This is a genomic window from Streptomyces virginiae, assembly GCF_000720455.1.
GTDB lineage: Bacteria > Actinomycetota > Actinomycetes > Streptomycetales > Streptomycetaceae > Streptomyces > Streptomyces virginiae.
Genome location: NZ_JOAK01000020.1, coordinates 25132 through 45976, shown reverse-complemented (window position 1 = coordinate 45976; position 20845 = coordinate 25132). Strand labels below are relative to the sequence as shown.

Sequence of the window (20845 nt, the reverse complement as noted above, 5' to 3'; positions counted from 1 at the left end):
CGTCCGTGGGGAGCCGTCGTTCAGATGATGTGGATGCGCTCCAGCGCCCCGGCGGTGTCGCGGATCATGAGGTCGTTGCCCTTGGCCCGCTCGTTCTCGATGAAGCCGAGCAGGAGCACCGCCCGGTTGATCACGTCGGACTTGCTGACGCCGCTCGCGGCGGTCAGCTCGGAGACGATGGTCACCGCCGGCGGGCACAGGGTCACGGAGTACCGCTCGCTGTCGGGGTGTGCGGGCAGCTGCTGCTGATCCATGGTGACGTCCTTCCTTGGGGCCCTGGAAATCGATGTGCACCATGTTTGCATCAAAGCCGTGCAGCTGTGCACCATTTTCACGCAGCGGTGGGCCTGCCGTTCCGGCCGAACCGCAGCATGGGGAGCGCCCCTCCGCGCCCGCGCAGGAACGGGGGCGAGCCCCCACATCGCTCAGCGCCAAGGCCAGGCGCACTCACCGAGACCCGCGCGAGGGGTATCACGAGTCCGTAAGACGGGCGTTGCCCCAAACCCCGTCGACCTCATTCACCGGCCCCCCGCGGCAGCTGCTCACATTGACGACCTGATCGATGCCGTGGTCGTGGACCAGTCCGTTGACCTCAACTCGTGGGCGATCGCGTCCGCCCGGCCTCCGCGAGGACGGCAGCCACACAGACACATTTCTGTCACGCTTGAGCCATGACCGAACCGGTGAACGCAGGCGGTCCGAGGAAGAGGCCGATCGCCTGCGCAATCTCGCACCAAGCTCCAATACCGCCGGCTGCAGGAGCGCATCGACGCAACTGAGCAGCGCACGCAGGAGGTCCGGCAGGCAGCCGATGACGCAGCCCGGCAGGCTCGCGTCGCCTTGGTGACCTCGGCCAGCGAGAACGTCCCCGGTGGTTCGCCGACGGAGAAGGTCGCACAGCTCACCCGAGCCTTCACAGAGCTACGGCGGACTGAACCCTCCGGTCCCGGACGGACCTACCGTCAGGAGCAGATCTTCGCCGAGCTGGTGAGGCTCACCCCGCAATTGACCGACATGGACCTGCCCGCAGCGCTCGGCTCCGACGGCGGCGGGACGCGCCTGACCGCGTACGCGCGCCTGTACGCGCGGCCGGAGGGCCAGTACCTCAAGGCACTGGTGGAGGCCGCCCTGACGGAGGAGATGCACTTCAGCCAGTACTGGGCCCTCCACGCGGTCGGCGCGTTGATCGACGCCCTCGGTCCAGGCCGGGTCGAGCTGTCGACGATCCGCCGTCTGCGTCAGGGCCTTTCGCTGCTCCCGGAAGACAGCGACCGCGGCCCGGACACTGCGCGCCGTTCTCGCGAGAGTGGACTACGAGATGTCGCAGACGCGCACCGGGCGAAGGGGCGGGCGCTCGCCCGCCCGCCCCGACGACCCTGGCCGGTTGGCCGTCGGTCAGCCCAGGAGCCGACGGGCGTTGCGTACGGCCTCGGACAGTTGACGGACCTCGGGGTCCTCGGTCCGCTCGGCCAGTCGGGCTGTGATCTCCGACAGCCTGCCCAGACCGACCGCGCCGGGAACCGCCTCCCAGCCGCCTCCCCGCTCGCGCAGCGACGAGGCCAGGTACGCCGCCGCGACCGTGACCTGGAAGCGGGGTGCGGCCTGTTCCCAGCCGCCGGTCAGCGCGGAGGCCTCGACCCGGCCGGACTCCTCGTGCGGGGCCCGGCCGTCGGGGTCGAGCCACCGGACCGTGGCGGTGGCCACGTGGCCGGAAGCGCCCGGCCGCAGCCGCACCGCGTACAGCGCGGTCACCGTGTGGCCCGGGCCGACCTCGCCGCCGTCCACGGAGTCGTCGCGGAAGGAGTCGTCGGCCACGCGCCGGTTGTCGTAGCCGATCAGCCGGAACCGTTCCACGTTGCGCGGGTCGAAGGAGACCTGGGCCTTGGCGTCACGGGCTCGCAGTTCGACCTGTGCGGGCAGCTCGTCGCAGAAGACCCTGCGGGCCTCCTCCTCGTCGGAGACGTAGACGGTGTGCCCGTCGCCCTTGTCGACCAGCCGCTCCATGAACGAGTCGTTGTAGTCGCTGCCCACGCCGACCCCGAAGAGGGTGATGCCGTGGTCGCGGCGGGCACCGTCGATCCGCTCCAGCAGGGCGTCGGCGGAGGTGGTACCGGTGTTGGCGAGGGCGTCGGACAGCAGGACGACGCGGTTGGTGGCGCCGGCCCGACGGCCCTCGACGGCGGTGTCGTAGCCGCGGGTGACACCGGCCTCCACGTTGGTGGAGTCGGTGGGGCGCAGCCCGTCGACGACCTCGTGCACCCGCTTGCGGTTGCCTTCCAAACGGGTCATCGGGAGGCGGGTCTGGGCCTCGCCGCTGAAGGCGACGACGGCGACCGAGTCGTCGCCGCGCAGCCGGTCGGTCATCAGGTCCAGAGACTTGCGGACCAGGTCGAGGCGGCCGGGCTCGGCCATCGAACCGGAGATGTCGACGACGAAGGTGAGGGCGGCGGGCGGGCGCCGGTCCTGGCCGAGGCCGGCCCGGGTGGCGAGGCCGACGCGCATCAGGGACCAGCCCGCGGCGTCCGCGCGGGCGCCGTCGACGGTGACGGAGAAGCCGTTGCCGTCCGGCTGCCGGTAGTCCTGGCGGAAGCTGTTGACGAACTCCTCGGGGCGAACGGTCTCGGGGTCCGGGAGGTTTCCGTCGGCGAGGGTCCGGCGGGCGTAGCCCCAGCTCGCGGTGTCCACGTCGAGGGCGAAGGTGGAGAGGTAGTCCGCGGGCGGTGCCGCGGTGCGGCGGCCGTCGTCCTCGCCCTCCGGCGTTCCGTCGGCCCGGTCGGCGGTGCCGGGCGCGCCCTGGGCGGGGGCCGGAGCGGGGTTGGCGCCGCGAGTCCCCCGGCCGCCCTCCTGGGAGGCGCCGCTGCTGCGGTCGTGGCCGCTGTCGGAGGCACTGCACCCGGAGAGCAGCACCGCCGCGGCGGCGAGCACGGCGAGCACGGCCGGTCTCGCCGCCCGGCGGTCGCGGTTGTGGTTACGGCTGCGACTGCGGCCGCGGATGGGTGTGCGCGACGTCATGGTGTCCCCCTTCGAACGGGCAGTGTCTGGGAATGTGACGTCCGAGAAGGGGAGTTGGAACCGACGGGGGTGTTGCGAACGCGTCTCGAAAGGACAACGGCAGGCGGAACGTCAAGCTCTGGCGGAGATCTGGACACGATGACGTCGCGGAGGGCAACCCCGAACGGGCGTCGAACGGTCCCGCCCGAGCCATGGGATATGATCGATCTTGTACTCGCGGCCGGGACACCGGCCGGCGGGACTCGCGTTGGTGGTCCAAGGAAAGACACCCCACTTCCCGTGGGGGAATGCAGGTGCAAGGCCTGCCCAGCGCTCGATCAAGGCCCCGGCATCCTCAAGGAGACCGGGGCCTACGTCGTACGTGCTGCCCCCTCCCCCCGGGGGGCGCGATCCTGAACTTGCGGGTCGGCAGCGGAGCGTGTTGGCTCCCTTTCGATCTTGCCCGGCGACAGCGCCGGGCAGCACAGACCCGGGGGGAACCTGATGCGCACTCACCGAACTCGTGGGCTGGCGGCCGCTGTTGCGGTGTCCGGCTTAGTCGCCGCCCTGCCTCTCGCGACGGGCATGGCTCAGGCACGCACCGCGACCGCGGCTCCGACAGCGAGTCCCACCTGCACGCCCGCTCCGAGCCGCACACCGGACCCGACCGGCACGCCGACTCCCGTCCACACTCCGCGCCCGACCACCGAGCCCGGCTCCACACCGCCCCCGGCGCTCGCCCCGATCGCGGCCTCCGAGCCCGACCCGATACCGAGCCCCGCGTGCACGCCCGACCCGGCCTGCACGCCGACTCCGACACCGAGCGCCGCCCCCACCACGGCCCCGACCCGCGCACCGAGTCCCACCCCCACGCGGCTCCCGACCTCCGCACCGGTCCCGGCCCGCGCGCCGATGGCCGCCTCCGCACCCGACCCGGTCCCGACCCCTGTCATCACGCCGGGCCCGGGCTGCGCTTCGGGCCCGACACCGGGCCTGCCCGCCACGCCGACACCCGGCGTCGCGCCGACTGCGAAGCCGCCGAGGCCCACAGCGCTGCCGCCGACCCCGCAGCCGATGACGAGGTAGGAAGCGCTCGCCTCCCGTCGTCAGCCGGCGCCGCCCAGTGCGGTCAGTACGCGATCCGGTGTCAGGGGCAGTTCGCGCAGGCGGTGCCCCGTGGCGTGGCAGAACGCGTTTCCGATCGCGGCCGCCGTTCCGACGATGCCGATCTCGCCGATCCCCTTGCTGCCCATGGGGTTGAGGTGCTTGTCGTGTTCGTCGATCCAGTGTGCCTCGATGGTGGGTACGTCGGCGTGCGCCGGGACGTGGTAGGCGGCGAGGTCGCTCTCGGCGAAGTCGCCGAACTCCGCGTCCATCGTGCTGTGTTCCGTCAGCGCCATGCCGAGTCCCATCACCATGCCGCCCTTGAACTGCGACCGTGCGGTGAGCGGGTTGAGGATGCGGCCGGCGGCGAAGACGCCCAGCATGCGCCGTGCCCGGACCTCCCCGGTGATCGTGTCGACCCGCACCTCGGCGAAGTGCGCGCCGAAGGCGTGCCGGGAGTACGGGGACTTCTGCTTGGCGGACTGGGTGGTGTCGGCGGACGCGGACAGCCCCACGGTCGGCAGCGGCCCGTGGTGGCGCTCCAGGCGCGCGGTCAAGGCGGTGCAGGCGTCGTGGACGGCCCAGCCCCAGGAGCCGGTGCCCGAGGAACCGCCGGCGAGCGAGGCCGCGGGCAGGCCGGTGTGTCCGATGGCGACGGACACACGGTCGAGCGGAACCCGCAGGGCATCGGCTGCCACCTGGGCCAGGACCGTACGGGCGCCCGTTCCGATGTCGGTGGCGTTGATTTCGACGAGGTAGCCGCCGTCGGGGAGGGCGTGCGCCCGTGCGGTGGAGGGCGCGACGAGCACGGGGTAGGTGGCGGCGGCGACTCCGCTGCCGATGAGGTGAGGGCCCTGCCGACGGGGCTCGCGGCAGTCGGCCCAGCCGAACCGCTCGGCACCCTCGCGCAGGCACTCGACGAGGTGGCGGCTGCTGAAGGGGAGGCCGCTGTCGGGTTCGGTACGGGGTTCGTTGCGCACGCGCAGCTCGATCGGGTCGATGCCGAGGGTTTCGGCCAGCTCGTCCATCGCCGATTCCAGGGCGTACATGCCCGGGGCCTCGCCGGGGGCGCGCATCCAGGACGGGGTGGGCACGTCGAGGGCGACGGCCCGGTGGATGGTGCGCATGTCGGGCACCGCGTACATGACGCGGGCCGGCACCGCCGCCTGCTCGACGAACTCGCGGACGCGGGAGGTGTGGGTGGTGACCTCGTGGGTCAGGGCGGTCAGGGTGCCGTCGGTCCGGGCGCCGAGCCGGATGCGGTGCAGGGTGGGCGCGCGGTGGCCGACGGTGGCGGGAAGGTGGTTGCGCGGGAGGGCGAGTTTGACGGGCCTGCCGTAGCGGCGCGAGGCCATCGCCGCCAGGACCACGTGCGGTCGCGGGGTGCCCTTGCAGCCGAATCCGCCGCCGACGTGCTCGGAGACGACGGTGACGTCCTCGTCGGTCAGCTTGAGGAGTGCGGCCAGCGCCGTGCGGACGGGTCCGGCGCCCTGGCTGGAGTCGTGCACGGTGAGGTGGTGACGTTCCTCGTCCCAGTCGGCGGTGGCGGAGTGCGGTTCCATGGGGTGGTTGTGCAGGGGCGCCACCGCGTAGGCGCAGTCGATCCGTACGGGTGCGGCGGCGAGCGCCGCGTCCGGGTCCCCCTGCTCGCGGTGTGCGGGGTGGCCTCCGTTGGCCTCTTCGGGGGTGTAGGCGCGCTGGTGGTCGACGCTGAGGATGACGTCGTGGGGGTCGGTCTCGTAGGTGACGCGGACCGTGGCGGCGGCGGCCCGCGCACCCTCCAGGGTGTCGGCGACGGCCAGGGCCACGTACCAGCCGCGGTGGGGCACGCTCAGGTCCTGGAGGAGGCGCAGGGTGGGGTCGTCGGCCGCGCCGAGGCGGGGCGCGTCGTACGGGGTCAGTACGCCGATCACACCGGGCACGGCGGTGGCGGGGGCGGTGTCGACGGAGGTGACGCGGCCGCGGGCGATCGTGGCGGGCACGGGCCAGGCGTAGGCACAGCCGGGGGGTGTGTGCTCGGCGGCGTAGCGGGCGGCTCCGGTGACCTTCTCGCGTCCCTCGCTGCGCCGGGCCGGGCTGCCGAGGGCGGACGGAGTGTCGGGCGTGGTGGGCATCGCGTGTCCCCTTTCCGTTCGGGGGGCGGTCACGGCTGGGGGCGGGCGGGCGGAGCGCCGGGGGCCGAGCGGACCAGCGTTGCGACGGCGTCTCGGGCGAGGTTGCGGGCGAGAGCGACCTTGAAGGCGTTGTCGGGCAGGGGCCGGGCCGCGGCCAGCTCCGCGTCGACGGCTTCCCGTACGGCCTCGTCGGTGGGTACGGCGCCGGTGAGCCGTTCCTCGGCGGTGGTGGCGCGCCAGGGCCGGTGGGCGAGGCCGCCGAAGGCGAGGGCGACGTGGCGTACGCGGCCGTCGTGGAGTGCGAGGACGGCGGCCACCGAGGCGAGGGCGAAGGCGTACGAGGCGCGGTCGCGGGCCTTGCGGTAGAGGGAGACGGCTCCGGGCGCGGGCGGGGGCAGGAGCACGGCGGTGACGATCTCGCCCGGGCGCAGGACGGTGTCCCGTTCGGGGTGCTCGCCGGGAAGCCGGTGGAAGCCGGCCGCCGCCACCCGGCGGGTTCCGTGCTCGCCGTCGTAGAGCTCGATCTCGGCGTCGAGGGCGGCGAGGGCCACTGCCATGTCCGAGGGGTGGGTGGCGATGCAGTGCTCGGAGTGGCCGAGGACGGCGTGGTCGCGGTGCACTCCGTCGCGGGCTGCGCATCCGGTACCGGGTTCCCGCTTGTTGCAGGGCTTGGACACGTCCTGGAAGTACGGGCACCGGGTGCGCTGGAGCAGGTTCCCGCCGGTGGTGGCGACGTTGCGCAGCTGTCCGGACGCGCCGGCCAGGAGGGCCTGGGACAGGGCGGGGTAGCGGGTGCGGACGAGGGGGTGCACGGCCAGGTCGGTGTTGGACACACCGGCTTCGACCCGGAGCCCGCCGGTGGGCAGTTCCCGGATGTCGTGGAGGGGCAGCCGGGTGAGGTCGATGAGGGTGTCGGGGGTCTCCACGTCGTGCTTCATGAGGTCGACCAGATTGGTGCCGCCGCCGATGTAGCGGGAGCCGGGGTGGCTCGCGTAGGCGGCCGCCGCTTCCTGGAGGCTGGTGGCCCGTACGTAGGCGAAGGGCTTCACGCGATCACGTCCGGGGTCGGGGGCGGGGTCCGGTCGGGGGTCCCGGCGGCGGCGCAGGCGGCCACGGCTTCGGCGATCCCGTTGTAGGCGCCGCAGCGGCAGAGATTGCCGCTGAGCCGCTCCGCGATCTCCTCGGCGCTCAGGACGACCGGGCGGGCGGTGTCGGCGGGGGCGTCCGCGCCGGTCACGTGGGAGGGGTGTCCGGCGGCGGCCTCCCGCAGGACTCCGACGGCGGAGCAGAGCTGGCCGGGGGTGCAGTAGCCGCACTGGAAGGCGTCGTGGTCGAGGAAGGCCTGCTGGAGGGGGGACAGGGCGCCGTCGGGGGCGGCGAGCCCCTCGACGGTGACGATCTCGGAGTCGTCCAGGGTCACGGCCAGCAGCAGGCAGCTGTTGGCGCGCCGGCCGTCGACGAGGACGGTGCAGGCTCCGCACTGCCCGTGGTCGCAGCCCTTCTTGGAACCGGTCAGGTCGAGCCGCTCCCGGAGGGCATCGAGGAGGGTGACGCGGTTGTCCAGGTCGAGGACGTGGCTCCGGCCGTTGACGCGGAGCGCGACGCGCGAGTGGACCGGGCCGGGGGCGGACGGTGGGGCGGCCTGCTGCTGTCGCAGGGGATTGCGTTCACGTGCAGCCACGACCGTCCTCCATGTCCGGTTATGGGAAGTATGCCTCAGCGTCTTCCCCGGCCCGGCCGCGACATACGTCCTCGACGTGGCGACCTCGGAGCGGCTCGCCGCGCCCCTCCGAAGGTGCGGGTCGGCGGGCCGGCGTCAGCGGGCGATGGAGAGCGCGAAGGGGGAGAATCCGGCGGCGCGGATCACATGCGGCACGAACAGGATCGCGGCCTCCGTGGCGCGGGCGGTCTGGATTCCGCCGAGGTCGGTGATCCATTCCTGCCGCCAGCCGAGGTCGGTGAGCAGTTCGAGGACGGTCTGCTTGGCCTGCGGGTCCTCGCCCGAGAGGAACGCGGTCGGCGGCTGGGTCAGCGCGGCCGGTGCGGTCATCACCGAGAAGAGCATGGTGTTGAGCGTCTTGACGACGCTGGTTTCGGGGAGCGCTTCCTGGAGCTGTTCGGCGAGGCTGGAGCCCGGGTGGAGGAGGTCGGCGGGCAGTCCGTCCGGGCCGTCGGTGGTGGCGTTGGAGACGTCCACGAGGATCTTGCCCCGCAATTCCTCGCGCAGGGCGGCGAGACGTTCCAGTGAGCCGGCGCCCGGTGTGGCGTTGATGACGATCCGGGCACTGCGGGCGGCATCGGCGGCGGCGCCCGGTGCGCGGTCCGCCACGGCGACCTGGTGTCCTGCCCGGGTGAGGGCGGCGGCGAGGTTGCTGCCGACGCGGCCGTTGCCGAGTATGGCGATCTGGTTCATGACGATCCGTTTCTCTTGGTCGTTCGGTCGTTCGGTCGTTCGGTCGTTCGGTCGCTGTGGTTCTCGTGAGGGGTCAGCGGGAGAGCGTCACGACGGCCTCGCCGTGGACGCCGGGTGCGGCGGCCAGGAAGCTGCCGCTCTGGGGGGTCCAGGGGCGGCCCTCGGCGTCGGAGATCCGTCCGCCGGCCTCCTGGACGAGCAGCGCCCCGGGCAGCAGGTCCGCACGGGCCCCGGCGAACTGCCAGAAGGCGTCCGCCCTGCCGGCGGCCACGTTCACCAGGTGCAGGGTCGCGGGCACGGCGGTGCGCACGACGAGTGCGTCGAAGAGCATCGCGGTGATCGAGCGGCCGACGCGCCGCACGACCTCCTCGTCCTCGTCCGGCCGGGCCTGGCTGGTGGCGACGATGCTCAGGTCGAGGTTCGCGGTCTTGCTGACGCGCAGGGGCCGGCCGTCGAGGTGGGCGCCCGCTCCGGTGAGCGCGGTGTAGGTCTCTCCGGTCAACGGCAGGTGGACCACGGTGAGTACCGGCTGGTTGTCGCGCACGAGGGTGGCGGTGACCGCCCATTCCGGCAGGGCGTGCAGGTGGTTGACGTTGCCTTCGGCCGGGTCCACGACCCACCACTCGCCGGGCGGCAGCGCGCCGCCGTCGAGCTCGTCCTCCACCCAGCCGGCCTCCGGGCGGAGGTCCGTGAGGTGGGGGCGCAGGATGGCGAGGGCCGTGTCGTCGTTGGCGGCGAGCGCGTGCATCAGCTCTTCGCGGGTCTCGTAGGGGACCACCTCGCCGAACCGCTCGCGCAGCGCCGAGCCGGCCGTGCGCACGGCGAGCACGGTCTCGGCGAGCAGGTGGGCGTCGGGGGTGGTGACGGCCTCGGTCTGAAGCGTTTCGGACATGGTGGTGCTCCTGTCTGAGGAGGGGATGGTGAGGTCGGCCGGTCCGGGCCGCGCGTTCCGTCGTGCGCTCTCGCCTCAACGGTAGGGAGCCGCAACGTTAACTTCAAATGCATGTCAGGAACCTCTAGGATTACTGACATGCAATTGGACTTGAACCTGCTCACCGCGCTCGACGCGCTGCTGGAGGAGGGGAGCGTGGCCGGGGCGGCCGCGCGCCTGCACGTCACCGCCCCCGCGATGAGTCGGAGCCTGGGCCGGATCCGGCACACCACCGGGGATCAGATCCTGGTGCGCACCGGCCGCACGATGACCCCGACGCCGTATGCGATCGCCGTCCGGGCACAGGTGCACGAGCTGCTGCACCAGGTCCAGGGGGTCCTGGCACCGAGTCGTGAACTCGATCTGGCGACGCTGGAGCGCACTTTCACGCTGCGCTGGCACGATTCCCTGGTCGCCCTGAGCGGGCCCGCGCTGCTCGCGTCCGTACGCGGCCAGGCCCCGGGCGTGCGGTTGCGCTTCGTCGCGGAATCGAGCGTCGACACGCCCGGGTTGCGCCGCGGCGAGGTCGACCTGGAGGCGAACGCCAACCGCCCGGGCGCACCGGACATCCGCGCCGAGAAGGTGGGCGAGACCCGCCTCGTCATCGTCGTGAGACGGGGGCATCCCTTCACCCTCGACGGGACGCTCACCGCGCAGCGGTACGCCGCGGCGGAGCACGTCACCGTCTCGCGACGCGGGAACCTCGCCAACGCCCTGGACGACGCCCTCGCGCGGGTCGGCCTCAGCCGCCGGGTGGTGGCGACCGCGCCCACCGAAGCGGCCGCTTTCGCGTTCGCGCGCGACTGCGATCTGGTGGTCAGCGTTCCCGAAGCCACCACGCGCTCCCTGGCCACCGCTCTCGGCCTGGTCGTGCTCCCCCTGCCGCTCGAACTGCCTTCGGCGCCGGTGTACCTGTCGTGGCACCAGCGCTACGACACCGACACCGCCCACGCCTGGCTGCGCGGGCTGGCTCGGGACGCGCTGGCTCTGGGCGGGGGGTCGTAGGCGGCGCGGTACGGCGGCTTCGTCCTCTCCGCGCCCCGGGCCGAGTCGCCTGATGGTGGATCAGTTCGCCCCTGCCGGTCGGGGGGTTCCCGGCGGCTCTGGGGCGGCGTTCGAGGTGGGGTCGGGTTGCAGCCAGCCGCGGATGGCGGCTTGGACGCCGGCCTGGAAGCGGGTGTCGGCGTCGAGCTCCTCCAGCATGCGGGTGATCCGGCGGCGGGCGGTGTGCACGTGCACGCCGAGCCGGCGTGCGATGGTCTCGTCCTTCAGGCCGGAGGCGAGCAGCCCGAGGAGTTCCCGCTGGCCCGCCGTGAGGGGGCTGCCGGGGCTGCCGACGGGGGTGGCGCGCGCCCACAGGGATTCGAACAGCGGTAGTGCGGCGCGGTGCAGCAGGGAGTCGCCGAAGACCAGGGCCGCCCCGTCGGCCCCTTCGTCGTCGGCGGGGGGCGGGGGCAGCAGGCAGATGCGGCGGTCCACGAGGACCAGGCCGGTGGGCAGGCGCCGGCCGATCCGGGCCTGGAGGCCGAGTCGGGTGAGGGCGACCAGTTCCCTGGCCCGTTCGGGGAAATCGGTACCGCGCCGGTCGGTGACGGTCCGTACGGTGATGCCGCGGGCCAGCAGACGGCGAATGCGGTCCGCGCCCGCCTCCCCCGCCGCCCCCGTCTCCCCCACTTCCCCCGCCCCTCCTGCCGCGCCCCCGCCCGCGTCCGCGGAGTGCGCGTCCGCGGGGGACGGGGGTGACGCGGGTGACGCGGGTGACCGGGACGCCCTCAGCGCGCCGCGGTCGAGGACGAGCACTTCCGTCTCGGCGGAGTCGAGCACGGCGTCGAGGCGGGCCCCGACGGCTTCGGCGCCGGTGACGATCTCGATGCCGGCCGGGGGTCCGGAGGGTAAGGCGGGCGGCGGTGGCAGCTCGTGGGCCAGTAGGTCGGCATAGGTGCGCAGGGACTTCAACTCCGCCGATTCCCGGTGCAGGAGGGCCTGTCGGCGCTGGATGAGCACGCGCAGTACGGAGGCCGGGTCGGCGGCCGATGCGGCGGCCGGGTGGATCACCGCCCTGCCGTCGTACTGCGTGCGGGCCGGAGTCCGGTCGTGCGGGTCGGTTTCGATCATGCCGGGGATTTTGACCGCCTTCACAGCGCCCCCACAACCGTGCATGGCCACTTCTGAGGGGGTCCCGGCTCTGTTCGCGGGCCGCCCGCGGCGCTTGCATGGCGGCGACTCACAGCAACGCATCAGGCACTCATGGTTGAGGAGACCCCTTGCCCAAGTACAGCGCAGGTTCGTCGGCTCCGACCCCGACCGCACGACGGATATGGCGGAAAGAGCTCCGATCCGCCGGAGGAATCGCGGTTCTGCTGGCCGCCGCAATGACCTTGCAAGCGTCGCCGGCGTGGGCCGCCGACCCCGGCCCCTCGAACGTCCTCCCCGGCCAGGACACCGCGACCCCGGTGCTCGTCGAGGGCATACGGGAGTCCGTGGACGCCAAGGCCGCCCCGGCCGACGCGGCACGCGGACACCTCGCGGCGAACAAGAGCCGCTACAAGATCCCGCGGGCGGGCAGCGACCTCGTCCCCCTGTCGGCTACGGCCACCGGGTCCAAGGACGAGACGGTCCGGCTGCAGCAGAAGCACCGCGGAGTCGACGTCCTGGGCGGCCAGTACGTCGTGCGCATGCAGAAGCAGGACGGCAAGCGCGTGGTCACCGGCACCTCGGGGCACTACTTCACGGCCCTGAACACCGATGTCACCCCCCAGGTCACCGAGGACGTCGCGGTCCGCCGCGCGGTCGCCGCCACGGCTCGCCGGCTGGGAGCCGACCTCGACAAGAGCCAGGCGCCGCGGTCGGAGTCGGGCGATCCGGCGGCCACCGGCATGACCGGCGAGGCCAAGGGGCTCGTCGTCCTGCCCAAGGGGGGAGGCGTACTCGCCTACCGCGTCACCGTACGCGGCACCGCGCCCGGCACCGGCGCGCCGGTCGTGGACGAGGTGTACGTGGACGCCCGCTCGGGCTACCCGGCGCTCCAGTACAGCGCGCTGAAGACGCTGGCGGCCCCGAAGGCCGCCACGGGGACGGCCGGTCAGGCCGCGGAGGGTGCGACGGCGGACGGACCCCCTGCCGCTCCCCCGAACCTGGTCCCGGAGACCGGGTCCGGTGCCCGCCTCGGCGGCGCCGCGGCCTCGCTGGACATCGCCTACGACCCGGCGGCCGGCAACTACCTCCTCGCGGACGCGGGCCGGATGCGCACCACGTCCAAGAGCCTGCTCTCCACGTGGGACGCCCGGGGCAAGTCGGTGTCGGAGACCTCTGGCAAGTGGCCGTCGGGCATCACGATGTTCTCCTCCCCGAACACCACCTTCGGCGGCGCGGCGACGGACTCGGGAGCCGTCGACGCCCACTGGAACGCGGGCCAGGTCTACGACTTCTACAAGAAGAACTTCGGGCGCGACAGCCTCGACGGGGCCGGCGGGGCCGTCAACTCCCTCGTCGGCGTGACCTATTACGGCCTGCCCTACGCCAACGCGTTCTGGGACGGCACCAAGATGGTCTACGGCAACGGCGACGCGGAGTTCAAGCCGATGTCGGCCGACACCGACGTCGTCGGCCACGAGATGACCCACGGGGTCATCGAGCACTCGGCGAACCTGGTCTACGCGGGCCAGTCCGGAGCCCTGAACGAGGCCCTGGCCGACTACTTCGGCAACGCGATCGACGTCACCGCGAGCGGCAAGCCGATGAGCGATCCGGCCGCCGGCCTGATCGGTGAGGACCTGTGCCGCACCAAGGCCGGCGCCGACTGCGCGCTGCGCGACCTCAACGACGGGGCCACCACCTCCAAGAGCTTCCTGGGCGTGTCGTTCGCCACCGACAACGGCGGCGTGCACCTGAACTCCACGATCTTCTCCGGCGCGCTGTGGGACATGCGCGAGGACCTGGGCGGGGAACTCGCCGACAAGATCGTGTACAAGGCCGTCACCGAGTACATGACGCCGATCGACGGGTTCACCGAGGCCCGGGGCGCTGTACTCGCCGCGGCCAAGGCGCTCGGCGCGACCTCCGGCCAGCAGAACACCGTCAAGCGGTCCTTCAACGCCCACGGCATCGTCCCGGGCTGGGAGCAGGCCCTCGGCGTCGACAGCGACACCCTCTTCGGGACGCTGAACACCACGGACTCCGGGGTGGGCGCGGGCGGCGGCTGGTGGACGGCCTCGAAGTCCAACGACGACGGCTCCGAGCCCTACTCGGTCTACGCCGGCCGGCTGGACGGCAAGGGCGCGCCGAAGGTGATCAGCCCCAATGACGGCCGCTACCACACCGCACCGGCGACGGACGGCAAGACCGTGGTGTGGACGGCGTACGGCCCGACCTCGGTCGACGTCCTCTCCCGCCCCGTGGCGGGCGGCCCGGTCAAGACGCTCTACAGCTCGACGACCGGCGTCGCGGGCCTGCGGGTGGAGAAGAACACGGTCGTGTTCGAGGAGTACGACATCCTCGGCGGCCGGCACGTCGGCTACATGCGGCCCACCGACAAGGCGCCCGTCTTCACCGACGGGAAGAAGTGGAACACCCTGACCGCTCTGCCCTCCATCAGCGACAACAAGATCGCCTACGCGAAGCTGTACCCGCAGGGCGGCTCCTACCGGCTGGGCGTGGAGGTCGTCGACCTGGCCACCGGCAAGGCGGTCATGACCGAGCAGCTCGACGAGCCGGTGAGCCTGGGCCAGACCGGCATCAACGGCAAGAACGTGTTCTGGCTGGCGGACGGCGACGAGAGCGACGGCGGTCTGATGTCGGTCGTCAGCTCCGGCCTGGACGGCCGAGGTGCCTTCATCGTCAGCAGCGAGCACAAGCCGGGCGCTTTCATGGCCTCGGACCTGACGGTCTCGCAGGACGCGCTGACCCTGGTCGCCCGGACGCCCGACACACGGTACCGCAACGAGTCGCTGCCGAAGCTGTGGCAGCTGACCACCGACGGCTCCCGCCGCGAGCGGGTCTCCTGCAACCGCGGTGAGCAGAACTACCCGGCGGCCGGCGCGGGCCGTCAGGTCGCCTGGCTGGACGCGACCACCGGCTCCACCGACCTGGTGGTCCGTGAACGCCCGGCCGGCACCTGCTGATCCCCACCGCTGAGGGACGGGGCCGACGGCACAACCGTCGGCCCCGTCCGCGTGCCGGGACGGCTGCCACCGAGTCCGGGCCACGGCAAACCGCCGAAGACCGCCAGGGCCTGTCCATGGTCGTACCCCGTGCCCGCTGAGCAGTCCCTGCGCCAGAGAGACCGGAGGAATCAGCGCGTATCGGCCCGAGCATCAGGGCCTCAGCAGTCCGCCCACCCACCAGTCGTGCGGCTTGCCGTCGTTGGCGATGCTGCGGTTGCGCAGTGTCCCTTCGACGGTGAAGCCGAGTTTCTCGGCGACGGCACGCGAGCCGGTGTTCCCGACCATGGCCCACCACTCGATGCGGTGCACGTCGAGCGTGGCCCAGCCCCAGTCGCACAGGGCCCGAGCGGCCTCGACCGAGTACCCGCGTCCGCGCTGCTCCTTGACCGCCCAGTAGCCGAGCTCCCAGACGCCACGGCTGATGCGGGTCAGGCAGTACGAGCCGGCCAGGGCGCCGGTGTCCTTGCGGAACGCGCCGAGGGTGTGGTCCTTGTCCTCGGCCCACTGGGCGGGCAGCGTCTCGCCGACGAGCTTCTCCGCGTCCGCACGCCGGTAGGGCACCGGCACCGGGGTGTAGAACTGGATGTCTTCGTCCTGGCAGGCCTCGTACACCGCATCCACGTCGGCAGGCGTGAAGGCCCGCAGCAGCAGACGGTCGGTCTCGAGAGTCACTGGATCCATCGCGACAGTATGAGCAGCTTCGACAACCGGCGACCACCGGATATCCCGACCGAGCACCGCCTCTCCCACGGAACCTGAATCCCGTTCAGGTGACGCAGGCGGCGGGGTCGGCGACGGAGAGGCACGCCGGGTCCTCACCGGTGGTGGTCCTTCCAGCCCTCCATGGCGGTCGCTCCCCGGGGCAGGCGGAGGAGCACCTTGCTCTCCGCGCGGACACCTCCAGAGCTCGCTGCCACGGTGAACCGCCCCGACCGTGCGACATCTGTCAGTGCCGGATCGGAGGGGAGGAAGGTCCAGGACCCGCTCTCGAGGAGGCCGCCGCCGATGTCCACGACCTCCACCGGAGGACCGTTGAACAGGTCGTCCACCGCCGACGGTGCGGCGGTCAGCTCCGCCAGGGGTTTCACGAACGTGTGAGGGGGTGCCCGGCCGCATGGGTGATCGACGCCGCCCGGGGTCTGAGCCGGCTGTGTGACGGCGTCGTGCGACGTGCTCCATCTCGCCCATCGGCAGCAGCGCCATGTGGGAAACCTCGGCGGTCGCTGCCGGGTACTCGGCATGGAACGCCTGCCGCGGCTGCGCCCGGAGGGCGGTGGGGCCGCTCCGGGCGCAGGCGGTGGTCAGACCCGGGGCGGCGGCGTGGCGGTGATCATCTCTGCCAGGACGGTGCGACGGTCCTCGCCCCGCCGGGGGCGCAGGGGGCGGGCCAGGCGCGTGCTGTCGTAGTGCCAGCGGTGGTCCAGGTCCCGCGGTACCGCGTCGGTTTCGCGGAGGTCCGCTCGGGTGCCGAGCAGTTCCGTGAGGTCGTGGGCGAGGTCGTGCCAGGAGACGTGGCCGCTGCACGCGTTGGCGACTCCGTGCACGGGCCGGTCCAGGCACTCGGCCACCGCGCGGGCCAGGGCCGCCGCGTGCACCCAGGCGGCGCCGTACCAGGCGTGCCCGCCCGTGCCGGGGCGGGGCAGTTCGATCGGCCGGCCGTGCTCGGCGGCCTGGTAGAGCGTGCCGAGGGCGCCCCAGCGCAGCTGTTCGCGGAGCCGGTCGTGGGCGCCCCAGACGATCGGTGACCGTACGGAGCTGGCGCCGCCTCGCCCCTCGGTCCCGGCTGCGCGCAGCAGCACGGCCTCGCAGTCGAGTTTGGCCCTTCCGTACGGGCTGACGGGCTCGTGGGGCGCCGACTCCTCGGCGACCCGGTCCGTCGCGGGATGGCCGTAGGCGTCGACGCTGCTGACGAAGACGAACGGTCCGCGGCGCCAGGCGTCGACCATCGTCTCCATCGCCGCCAGGTCCACCTCGTGGCGGGTGAAGGTGCAGGCGGCGTGGACGACCGCGTCGGCTTGCGCCACGGCGTCCCGCAGTCCGGCCAGGTCGGTGAGGTCGCCCTCGATCACGTCGACGCCGTCGGTGGCGATCAGGTGGGCGGACTCGGGCCGGGCCAGCGCCAGTACGGGGCGTCCCCGGGCGGCGAGTTCGCGTACCACGAACGCGCCGACGCCGCCGGTCGCGCCGGTGACCAGCACGGTGCCGGGGCGGACGTGCCGGGAACGGGCGGCCGGGCGGCTCGCGGCTTTCGCGGCGCTCTGCCGTGCCGCCCGTTCGTCGAGGAGCGCGGTCAGGGCCCGCGGCGTGCGGGCCTGGAGCACGTCGAGGCCCGTGAGCGGCAGTCCGAGGTCCGTGCGCAGCCGTTCGGCGAGCTGTACGGCCTTCAGGGAGTGACCGCCGAGTGCGAAGAAGTCCTCGTCCGGCGACGGGCGGTGGCCGAGCACGGCGGTGAAGGCCTCCGTGACCGCCTGGGCCCGTGGGCCGGACGGGGCGTCCGGGGTGGACGGCCGCCCGGGCAGCCGGGCGTGGTCCGCGGGCCCTGCGGCCGTGCGCGGCATCGCGTCGAGCAGGGTGACCGCGGCGGGTACGGCCTCGGGTGCGAGCGTTCGGCGCAGCAGACCGAGGAGTTCGTGGCCGGACGGGCCGGCGCTGTCCTTCAGGACGGCGTAGGCCACGGCCGGCCCGTGCTCGGGCCGGACCACCGTGGCGTCGGCGACCATGGGGTGGGCGCACAGTGCCGCCACGGCCGGGTGGCGGTCGCGGGCCGGGGAACTCGGGCCCGGGGAGGCGTCCTGCGTGCCGGCCGCGGGCAGCGGGTCCGGGGTGAGTTCCGGGTCGGCGGCCATCGCGTGGAGCAGGGCCGCGTAGTCCCGTACGGCCGTCTCCGCCGCGGTGTCGTCCAGGGCGTGGGCGTCGTACTGGACCAGGGCGCGGGGCCGCGCGGGGTCGCCCAGGTCCAGGCCGTAGGAGAGGTTGAACTTCGCGCCGTCGGAGGGGAGGTCGACGTACTGGGCCGAGGTGCCCGGCAGCCGCAGCACCGTCGGCTCGCCGAGGACGTCGGAGGTGACGCGGACCAGTGCGGTGCCGTCGGCGCCGCGTGCCCCGGCGCCGAGGCGTTCGAGGACGAGGTCGAAGGGGATGTGCCGGTGCTGCTGGGCTTCGAGGAGCGCGTCGCTCACGCGCCGCAGCAGCTGGGTGAAGGAGGGGGCGCCGGAGAGGTCCACCCGGACGGGCAGGGTGTTGACGCAGAGGCCGACCAGGCCGCGCATGGCCGTTCCGCTGCGGTGGGTGCCCGCCACGCCGATGACGAGGTCGTCGGCGCCGGTGAGGCGGTGCAGTGCGGCGAAGGCCGCGGTGAGGGACACCGCGAAGAGCGTGGCCTGCCGCTGTGCGCCCAGCGTCCGCAGGGCGTCGGGCACGGTGGGTGCGAGGGGCACGGTGCGTACGGCCGCGGGGCGCTCGGCGGTGTGCGGTGCGGGCGCCGCCGGCCGGGGCAGGCGGGGCGGTTCGGCGTCGGCCAGCAGCTCGCTCCAGCGCTCCAGTTCCTCCTCGAAGCCGGACAGGGCCCCGTGCTCGCGGCGCGCGTGGTCGGCGTACTGCGGCGCCGGGGCGAGGGCCTGCCGGGGCGTTCCGTCGGTGGCCGTCGTGTAGAGGTCGGCGAGTTCGCCGGCCACGGTCTCCAAGGAGGCTCCGTCCACGGCGATGTGGTGGAAGGTCAGCAGCAGGGTGTGGTCCTGTGGGCCGTGGCGCAGGACGAGCGCCCGTACGCAGTCGCCGGCCGCGAGGTCGAAGGGCCGGGCCGTCTCGCGCCGCAGCAGCTCCGGGGCCTGCGCCTCGTCGGTGTCGACTACGTGTACGGGGACCGTCCGCGGGGTCGGGAGCACCTCCTGGCAGGGCTCGCCGTCGTGCTCGGTGTAGCGGGTGCGCAGGATGGCGTGCCGGGCCACCAGGGAGGTGAGGGCGGTGGCGAACGCGGCCACGTCGAAGGGGCCGCGCACACGGGTGGCGAACGGTACGTGGTACGAGTCGCCCGTGCCGCCGAGCCGCTCCATCAGCCACATGCGGCGCTGCGCGCGGGAGAGGGGGACGCACTCGGCCGGCGGGACGCACCCGGGCCGCGGTGTGCGGTCGTCCCGGCCGGTGCCGGCGCCGGTGGCGGGTCCTGCGGTGGTCGTGCCGCGGGTGGAACCGGCGCGGGCCCGGCGCAGCAGTTCCCGCTGGAGTTGCTGCCGGCGGTCGTGGTTCGCGGAGTCGGCGTCAGTGGACATCGCTGTGCTCCGGGGTGTCGGGGTGGAGGTCGGCGTGGGCGGCCAGGAGGGCGCTTTCGACCAGCGCGGCCTGTGCGGCGACGGTCGGTGCGGCGAAGAAGTCGGCGAGGGAGATCTCCACGCCGAGTTCTTCGCGCAGGTCCTCGGTGACGACGAGGGCGAGGAGGGAGTGACCGCCGATGAGGAGGAACTCGGCGTCGGCGTGTGTCACTTCGGTGCCCAGGGCCCTGCTCCACACCTCGGCGACGGCCTGCTCCAGCGGTGTCATCGGCGGCGCCGGCTCGTCGGTGGGCCGGCTTTCGGCGGCGTGTGCGCGTGCGGTGAGCGCGCGCCGGTCGACCTTGCCGGCCGGGGTGAGGGGGAGCCGGTCCAGCACGGTGACCGCGTCGGGTACGAGGTGGGCGGGCAGGACCGCGGTGAGCCGTTCGCGCAGCGCCGTGCCGCCTGGTACGGGGCCGGGCGCGGCGACGACGAACGCGACGAGGCGCGCTTCGGGGGTGCCGGCGCCGTCGACGGTGACGGCGGCGTCGTCCACGTCCGGCTGCTCGCGCAGGGCGTGCTCGACCTCGGCGGGTTCGATGCGGAAGCCGCGGACCTTCACCTGGTCGTCGTTGCGGCCGTGGAAGTGGAGGATGCCGTCGGGGCGGAGGGAGACGATGTCGCCCGTGCGGTAGAGCCGCCGGCGGGCCGCGGGGTGTTCGACGAACCGTTCGGCGGTGAGTTCGGGCAGGCCCGTGTATCCGTGGGCGAGCCTGCTGCCGCCGATCCACAGCTCGCCGCGGTCCCCGTCGGCCACCGGGTGGCCGTCGGCGTCCAGGACGTGCGCCGTGGCCCCGCAGATGGGCCTGCCGATCGGTATCGGCCCCGCGCAGTCCTGCTCGGTGACGCGGTGGGCGGTGGCGAAGGTGGTCGTCTCGGTCGGCCCGTAGCCGTTGACGAGCTCCAGCCAGGGGAAGGCGGTGAGTACCTCGCGGGCCTGTGCGGCGGCCATCGCCTCGCCGCCCACGACGACCGAGCGGAGCTGGGCGAAGACGCGGGAGCGGCGCGCGGCGAGCTGGTGGAAGAGGGCCGTGGTGAAGAACGCCACCGTCACGCCGTGCCGCTCGACGTGCCGGGCGAGGTCCTCCAGGGTGGGCCGCTGTTCGGTGCAGACGACGACCGCGGCGCCGTTGGCGAGCGCGGCCCAGACTTCGAACGTCGAGGCGTCGAAGGTCATGGGCGAGTGGAACAGGACGCGGTCGCGGCCGGTGAGGGTGACGTAGTCGGGGGCCGTGACCAGCTCGGCGATGGCGCGGTGCGGCACCAGGACGCCTTTGGGGCGGCCTGTCGAGCCGGAGGTGAACATGATGAACGCCGGGCTGTCCGGGTCGGACTCGTCGGCCGCGGGGCCGCTCGTGAGCGGCTCCTCGGGCAGGGCGAGGACGGGGCCGGGGAGTGCGGCCGCGTCCAGCAGTTTCGCGTCGCCGACGGTGAGCGTCACTTCCGCGTCGGCGATCATCGCCTCGGTACGCGGCCGGGGCTGGGCGGGATCGAGCGGTACGCACACGGCTCCGGCCAGCCACAGGCCGAGCTGGGCCACGACCGTGCGGGACGAACGGGCCGTCAGCAGCGCCACCCGGTCGCCGCGGGTCACGTCGTGCTCGCGCAGGCGTGCGGCGAGGGCGTGGCCGGCCCGCAGGAGGCGGCCGTAGGTGAGGGTGGTGTCGCCGTCCACGACGGCGAGGGCGTCGGGGGTGAGTGCGGCGTGCCGGGCGACGAGGGCGGGCAGGGCGGTGCCGTTCGCCGGGGCGGCGGGCTGCGCGTCGTAGAACTCCGCGTCGGTGGGCTGCGGATCGGCGGGCTTCGGGATGGTGAGTGTCATG

Annotated in this window: 15 protein-coding genes; 2 read left to right on the top strand and 13 right to left on the bottom strand. The window is 73.3% G+C overall.

Translation table 11 applies throughout. The features are described 5' to 3' along the window. Positions 1 to 20 precede the first annotated feature (20 nt). The 8 genes from IG86_RS0126215 to IG86_RS0126180 all read right to left on the bottom strand — a co-directional run bounded on the left by IG86_RS0126215 (position 21) and on the right by IG86_RS0126180 (position 9514). Positions 21 to 254 carry a hypothetical protein gene (locus IG86_RS0126215; protein ID WP_030652784.1) on the bottom strand — a complete coding sequence of 78 codons (234 nt, stop codon included), beginning with the start codon at positions 252 to 254 and terminating at the stop codon, positions 21 to 23. 1141 nt (positions 255 to 1395) lie between these two features. Beyond that, complete coding sequence (locus IG86_RS0126210) at positions 1396 to 3012, bottom strand: vWA domain-containing protein (protein ID WP_030900104.1); 1617 nt, start codon at positions 3010 to 3012, stop codon at positions 1396 to 1398. Positions 3013 to 3581: 569 nt separating this feature from the next. Further along, a complete protein-coding gene (locus IG86_RS43110) occupies positions 3582 to 3857 on the bottom strand; it encodes a hypothetical protein (RefSeq protein WP_157854884.1) in 276 nt (91 codons plus the stop codon). A 240-nt stretch (positions 3858 to 4097) separates the two neighbouring features. After that, positions 4098 to 6209, bottom strand: a complete 2112-nt coding sequence (locus IG86_RS0126200; protein ID WP_030900100.1) for a xanthine dehydrogenase family protein molybdopterin-binding subunit — start codon at positions 6207 to 6209, stop codon at positions 4098 to 4100. 29 nt (positions 6210 to 6238) lie between these two features. Beyond that, positions 6239 to 7258 carry an FAD binding domain-containing protein gene (locus IG86_RS0126195; RefSeq protein ID WP_030828806.1) on the bottom strand — a complete coding sequence of 340 codons (1020 nt, stop codon included), beginning with the start codon at positions 7256 to 7258 and terminating at the stop codon, positions 6239 to 6241. Continuing rightward, positions 7255 to 7866 carry a 2Fe-2S iron-sulfur cluster-binding protein gene (locus IG86_RS0126190; protein ID WP_045936550.1) on the bottom strand — a complete coding sequence of 204 codons (612 nt, stop codon included), beginning with the start codon at positions 7864 to 7866 and terminating at the stop codon, positions 7255 to 7257. Before IG86_RS0126190 ends, IG86_RS0126195 begins: the two co-directional genes overlap by 4 nt. A gap of 159 nt (positions 7867 to 8025) precedes the next feature. Next, positions 8026 to 8622 (bottom strand): NADPH-dependent F420 reductase, encoded by a 597-nt coding sequence (locus IG86_RS0126185; protein ID WP_030828800.1) that lies wholly within the window; start codon positions 8620 to 8622, stop codon positions 8026 to 8028. Between the two features lie 73 nt (positions 8623 to 8695). Beyond that, positions 8696 to 9514 (bottom strand): inositol monophosphatase family protein, encoded by an 819-nt coding sequence (locus IG86_RS0126180; protein ID WP_030828797.1) that lies wholly within the window; start codon positions 9512 to 9514, stop codon positions 8696 to 8698. Between the two features lie 138 nt (positions 9515 to 9652). On the opposite strand from IG86_RS0126180, the gene IG86_RS0126175 reads away from it, so the two are divergent. Next, complete coding sequence (locus tag IG86_RS0126175; RefSeq protein WP_030828794.1) at positions 9653 to 10558, top strand: LysR family transcriptional regulator; 906 nt, start codon at positions 9653 to 9655, stop codon at positions 10556 to 10558. A gap of 60 nt (positions 10559 to 10618) precedes the next feature. On the opposite strand, the gene IG86_RS43105 is transcribed toward IG86_RS0126175, so the two are convergent. Beyond that, on the bottom strand, positions 10619 to 11668 hold the full coding sequence (locus tag IG86_RS43105) for a helix-turn-helix domain-containing protein (RefSeq protein WP_157854883.1): 1050 nt from the start codon (positions 11666 to 11668) through the stop codon (positions 10619 to 10621). Positions 11669 to 11925: 257 nt separating this feature from the next. Here IG86_RS43105 and IG86_RS0126165 point away from each other — a divergent pair, with 257 nt between their 5' ends. Further along, positions 11926 to 14673: a M4 family metallopeptidase gene (locus IG86_RS0126165; protein WP_078848207.1), complete on the top strand. Its 2748-nt coding sequence runs from the start codon at positions 11926 to 11928 to the stop codon at positions 14671 to 14673. 192 nt (positions 14674 to 14865) lie between these two features. On the opposite strand, the gene IG86_RS0126160 is transcribed toward IG86_RS0126165, so the two are convergent. The 4 genes from IG86_RS0126160 to IG86_RS0126145 all read right to left on the bottom strand — a co-directional run bounded on the left by IG86_RS0126160 (position 14866) and on the right by IG86_RS0126145 (position 20844). Further along, positions 14866 to 15396, bottom strand: a complete 531-nt coding sequence (locus IG86_RS0126160; RefSeq protein WP_030828785.1) for a GNAT family N-acetyltransferase — start codon at positions 15394 to 15396, stop codon at positions 14866 to 14868. A gap of 134 nt (positions 15397 to 15530) precedes the next feature. Then, positions 15531 to 15803 carry a hypothetical protein gene (locus tag IG86_RS0126155; protein ID WP_030900098.1) on the bottom strand — a complete coding sequence of 91 codons (273 nt, stop codon included), beginning with the start codon at positions 15801 to 15803 and terminating at the stop codon, positions 15531 to 15533. 213 nt (positions 15804 to 16016) lie between these two features. Then, entirely contained in the window at positions 16017 to 18983 is a 2967-nt protein-coding gene (locus IG86_RS0126150; RefSeq protein WP_030900095.1) for a condensation domain-containing protein, read from the bottom strand. Then, on the bottom strand, positions 18973 to 20844 hold the full coding sequence (locus IG86_RS0126145; protein WP_030900093.1) for a non-ribosomal peptide synthetase: 1872 nt from the start codon (positions 20842 to 20844) through the stop codon (positions 18973 to 18975). The genes IG86_RS0126150 and IG86_RS0126145 overlap by 11 nt, the downstream gene beginning before the upstream one ends. Position 20845: the final 1 nt, after the last annotated feature.